Source organism: Trebonia sp. (assembly GCF_049794275.1).
Taxonomy (GTDB): Bacteria; Actinomycetota; Actinomycetes; order Streptosporangiales; family Streptosporangiaceae; genus Trebonia.
The window spans coordinates 1-4524 of the sequence record NZ_JBARCR010000660.1 but is presented as its reverse complement, the minus strand read 5'-3'; the positions used below and the strand labels follow the sequence as shown (position 1 = coordinate 4524).

Here is a 4524-nt window from a genome sequence, read left to right as displayed (position 1 = left end):
CTTCTGTCCTGTGGCCGCAGAGTCCCCGGATACGGTGATCTCGATGACCTGGTAGCCGGGCAGCGGGGCCGGCGGGTGCTGGAGCATGGCCTCCGCGTCGTGGTGCTCCTGGTCGGCGGCGGCCTGGGCTTGGATGGTATCGGCCTGGCTGCCGGTGATCTGCCGGGCGAGGGCGCGCAGCACGCTGGCGCCGGTGACCCAGCCTTCTACGCGCTGCCCGTCCGGGGACAGCACTGGCAGCCCGTCGCGCCCGTAAACTTCCAGCTGGCGCAGCGCCTGGCTGAGCGATTCTGAGGCGAACAGGGCCTGCGGGTCGTGCCGGCAGGTGACCGGCCCGGGGACGGCATCCGTGGATGCCAGTCGGCTGGAGCGCGCCTATCGTGGCATGTTCGGTGCCTGCCCGGCGAGCCGGGTGAGTGGGATCATCACCGTATGGCTGTGACTCATGGGCGTGTCGCTTTGGTCACCGGCAGCTCGCGGGGGCTGGGGGCGGTGATCGCGCGGCGGCTGGCCCGTGACGGTTTCGCTGTCGCGGTCAATGGCCGGCCCGGCGACGAACAGGCAGCTGCGATCGGCCGCGCCATCTGTGCTGACGGCGGCGCCGCGGCGGGCTTCTGCGCCGATGTCACCGACGAGGACCAAGTCGCCGGGCTGGCCGCCGCGATCGCCGGCCGCCTCGGCCCGGTCGATGTGCTGGTCCTCAACGCCACCGGCCCGCAACCCGAAGCCGCAGTGACCGAGGTCACCTGGGCCGGCCACCTGGCCCAGCTGGACTTCTTCGTCAAGAGCCCGGTGCTGCTCGGCCGGGCCGTCCTGCCCGCAATGCAGGCCCGGCGGTACGGCCGCATCGTGCACATCGACTCCGAGGTCGCTCACCGGCCGCCCCCGGGCAGGTCAGCCTACGCCACCGCCAAGAGCGCACAGATCGGCCTGACACTCAGCTGGGCCCGCGAACTGGCCCCGTCCGGCATCACCGTGAACACGGCCGCGCCCGGTTTCATCCCCGTGGAGCGCCACGCCGATGTCCCTGCCAGCGCCAAGGACGCCTACCTCGCATCGGTGCCCGCCGGACGGATGGGAACCCCCGCCGACATCGCCCACGCCGTGAGCTTCCTCGCCTCCGAAGACGCCGGGTTCATCACCGGCCAGCGCATCGTCATCGACGGCGGCCGCAGCCTCGGCACCTGAACATGACCTCCACGCCATGGCGACCCCCGGGAACCCGAACACTGTGATGCGACACCGAACAAAGCACGCTAGATCCGCCGCTATGCCGCGGATCTTGGTCGGATGCTCAAGGTCATGGCGCCGCGCCCGAATTCCCAGTCTGCGGGGGCACTGGAAGTTTCAGGCTTGGCGCCGCAGGCTGACTGGCGGGATATGGATGGCTGCGTGATGACACTTACCAGGAGTCGAGGTCGTCGAGCGCTGCGGCGAGGAACGCGTCACGGCGAGCAGTGAGGAGCTCCGCGTTCAGGTCTGGGCGGCCAACCTCACCGAGCAGGTCGCCCGGCAGGCAGTAGTCCATGTCGCCAACCGTGCACAGGGCTGCTGCCGCGTCCCAGTATGCCACGTGCTCGGCCGGTCGGCCGGCGGCTTGCTGCCATCCAGTCAGCACCTCGTCGGCGGCCGGGAGTCCGGTAGATGCCAGTGGCGATGATCCGAAGAACAGAGCCACGTCCGAGCGCAAGGTGCCCAGGTCGATGCCGGGTGATCCGGCGCCTGCGGCGTCCCAGTCGATCATGCCGCTGCAGGAATCGCCGATCCAGATGGTATTGCCCTGCCACAGATCGCCGTGCACGAGCACCAACTCGCCGTCTGGCACTGGCAGGCTGGCGATCTGCTCTTCCGCCCTGGCCAGCAGGTGCGACGTGCCGGCTGACGTGCGCCAGGCAGCGAAGTCCATGTCATACAGGGCGCGAGTTCGCAGCTCCAGTCCTGGCCGCGGTGCCAGCGCGACGCTCGCCAGCGCGCCGGCCGCAGCCCCCAGCGCCCGGAGCCGACCGGCCGAAGCGACGCGGGGGATCTTACTGGAGCCAGCCAGTACGGTCATCAGGACCGCCACCGTGCCGGCCGCGCTGCCGTCCAGGTCAGCGGCGATCAGCCGCGGCGCCGGCAGGGCGTGGCCTACTGCGAGTTCCAGCGCCGCGACTGTGGTGAGGAGCTGCCGGCGGTCCAGGTCCGCAGCCGCATCACCGGTCTTCAGCACTACCTCGCAGGTGCTGCCGGCACCGGCCAGGCGCAGCAGCCACGGATTGCCGCCCGCCCGCATCCCCGTCGCGCTCACGACCCGCGCGGAAGGAGCAGCGGCGCGGACCGCCCACCTCAGAACCTGCTCATCCGGACTCGACATGCACCGAGCCTAATGTGAGTCCGTAAGCAATCCGCCGGGCCTGCGTCTTGCCGCAGTGACACAGCCTCGCGGCCGGGCACCCGATGCGGAGGAAACATCAGCCAGCAGATAGCCGCCGCGCGTCTGACCGGCGTTAGGGCGGCTCGAGAGCGACGAGCTTATGCGGTTCCAGCCATGGATAATGGTTGATCCGGGCGCTGAGTTCATCCAGCCGGGTGATGAGTCCGTGGCTGGCTCCGGCGCTGTCGCAGGTGACCATCAGCCGCCGGTGCTTTGGCGGCACCGCGGTGATCGCCGCATCCGTCACCGCGAGGAGATCAGCGGTGTGTCCGACCCGTCGCCGCCCTCGCCCGGCATCCCGGCCAGCGCCTCGGTGGTGTTATCGCAGTAGGCCAGCAAGCAGTAGGCCAGCAATAGGTCAACAGGCCGAGCCTTTGAAGCTGGGCTCGGGAGATGAGGAGGCTGAGAATGATCCGCCGTGACACCTTGCCGGAATACGTCCGGGGATCGCTGTGGGTGCTGCCCACGCTGTCCGCGGCGGCTGCCCTGGCCGCCGGGTCGCTGTTGTCGGTTATCAGCGTCGGGGTGCACACGCCGGTGGCGTTCCAGGGGACTCCCGACGATGCCCGCAACCTGCTGATCGGCATCGCCGGCACGATGGTGACGGTCATCGCCCTGATGCTGGGCCTCACGGTGGTGGCCCTGCAGCTGTCGTCCACCCAGTTCTCGCCCCGGCTGCTGCGCAACTTCCTGCGGGACCGGCCAACCCAGATCGTCCTCAGTGCCTTCGTCGCGACTTTCGCCTACAGCATGGCCGGGTTGTATACGGTCGGCGTGTCCGGCGGCAATCGCACCGCCAGTTTCCCCCGGCTCGCGGTGAGCGGCTCGATCGTGCTGGTCTTCATCAGCCTGGGCCTGCTGGTGTTCTTCGCCGACCACCTCGTGCACTCCATCCAGGTCGATGCGATCATGAACGTGGTGCAGCGCAACACCGTCCTGGTGATCCAGGACGGACTGCTCCTCGGCGGCGAGGACGCACCTGAGGTCCCAGCCGGGGCCACGGCGATCACTTCCCGCCACTCGGGTTACGTGCAGGCGGTGCACTGCCGCACGCTGCTGACGCACGCTGCCAGGCACCGGGCTTGCCTGCGGCTGCGGCCCAGGGTCGGCGAGCACGTGGTCGCCGGGACCACGCTTGCGTGGATCTGGCCCGCTTCCCCAGGCGATCCGGCACCGGACCGGCGGCTCTTCACGAGGGTCCTGGATGCCGGAGTCCGGGTCGGGTTCGAGCGGACCCTGGAGCAAGACGCCGCGTTCGGTATCCGGCAACTGGTCGACACAGCATGCAAGGCACTGTCCCCAGCGGTCAACGATCCCTACACCGCGGTCCAGGCTATCGATCACCTGTCGGTGATCTTTTGCGCGCTCGCCCAGCGGCCCCTCGGAAACCACATTGCCCGCCACCCCGGCGGCGCGGCAGTCATCGTGCCTGGACGGCGTTTTCCCGAATACCTCGCGGTGATGTGCGGCCTCATCCGCCGCTACGGCGCCCGCGAGCCAACCGTGGCCGACGCGCTGCTCCGGCTGCTCGGCGCCTGCGCCGACGTCGCCGGCAACGACCCTGAACTCTGCGCGGCGATCCAGGACCAGGCACACATCATCATCGCCGACGCAGAACGGGAAATCCCTCAGCCTGCCGACCTTATCTCCGCACACGCCGAAGCAGAAACGTTGCGCCAGGCAGTGCTCAGGCACCGGTCCACGGCAGGATGACGACCGGCCAGCCGCACCCTCACCGCCCACCTGGCCTCCGCTACCCCCAGATGGCTGGTTCCGCGCAGCCCACCCCCCACAGGAGGCCCTAGCTCTGCAGAATTCGCCTCCGCCCGCCTCTCTGCCGGTCGTCCGCATCCACCTGCTCTGGGGTCGGCCAGCGCCTCAGGCGGTCAAGATGGCCACGTTTTGTCAGCGGCGAAGGCCGGCCAGCACGTCCGAGATCCGCCGTTCGGCGCGTCAGTCACAGTTCACTTGGTGACCGTGGTCGTGACGCCGAACTGGGATTTCTGCGCGGCATGCAACTGGCAGGGCGTAGTGACCGTGCGAGCTACGGCGGACGATGCCATACATCGTCTTCGTCAATAATGCCCCTCGGCACGCGCGATATCCTCGAC

Annotated in this window: 5 protein-coding genes; 2 read left to right on the top strand and 3 right to left on the bottom strand. The window is 69.1% G+C overall.

Going from position 1 to position 4524, the window contains the following annotated elements:
* On the bottom strand, positions 1-360 hold a 360-nt coding region (locus tag WA805_RS17730; RefSeq protein WP_425242885.1), incomplete at its 3' end, for a CBS domain-containing protein.
* 72 nt (positions 361-432) lie between these two features.
* Here WA805_RS17730 and WA805_RS17725 point away from each other — a divergent pair.
* Positions 433-1188 carry an SDR family NAD(P)-dependent oxidoreductase gene (locus WA805_RS17725; protein WP_425242884.1) on the top strand — a complete coding sequence of 252 codons (756 nt, stop codon included), beginning with the start codon at positions 433-435 and terminating at the stop codon, positions 1186-1188.
* A gap of 214 nt (positions 1189-1402) precedes the next feature.
* Here the strand turns inward: WA805_RS17725 and WA805_RS17720 are convergent, their stop codons facing one another.
* On the bottom strand, positions 1403-2353 hold the full coding sequence (locus tag WA805_RS17720; RefSeq protein ID WP_422275518.1) for an aminoglycoside phosphotransferase family protein: 951 nt from the start codon (positions 2351-2353) through the stop codon (positions 1403-1405).
* 133 nt (positions 2354-2486) lie between these two features.
* On the bottom strand, positions 2487-2660 hold the full coding sequence (locus WA805_RS17715; RefSeq protein ID WP_425242883.1) for a hypothetical protein: 174 nt from the start codon (positions 2658-2660) through the stop codon (positions 2487-2489).
* A 161-nt stretch (positions 2661-2821) separates the two neighbouring features.
* On the opposite strand from WA805_RS17715, the gene WA805_RS17710 reads away from it, so the two are divergent.
* On the top strand, positions 2822-4126 hold the full coding sequence (locus tag WA805_RS17710) for a DUF2254 domain-containing protein (RefSeq protein WP_425242882.1): 1305 nt from the start codon (positions 2822-2824) through the stop codon (positions 4124-4126).
* Positions 4127-4524 lie beyond the last annotated feature (398 nt).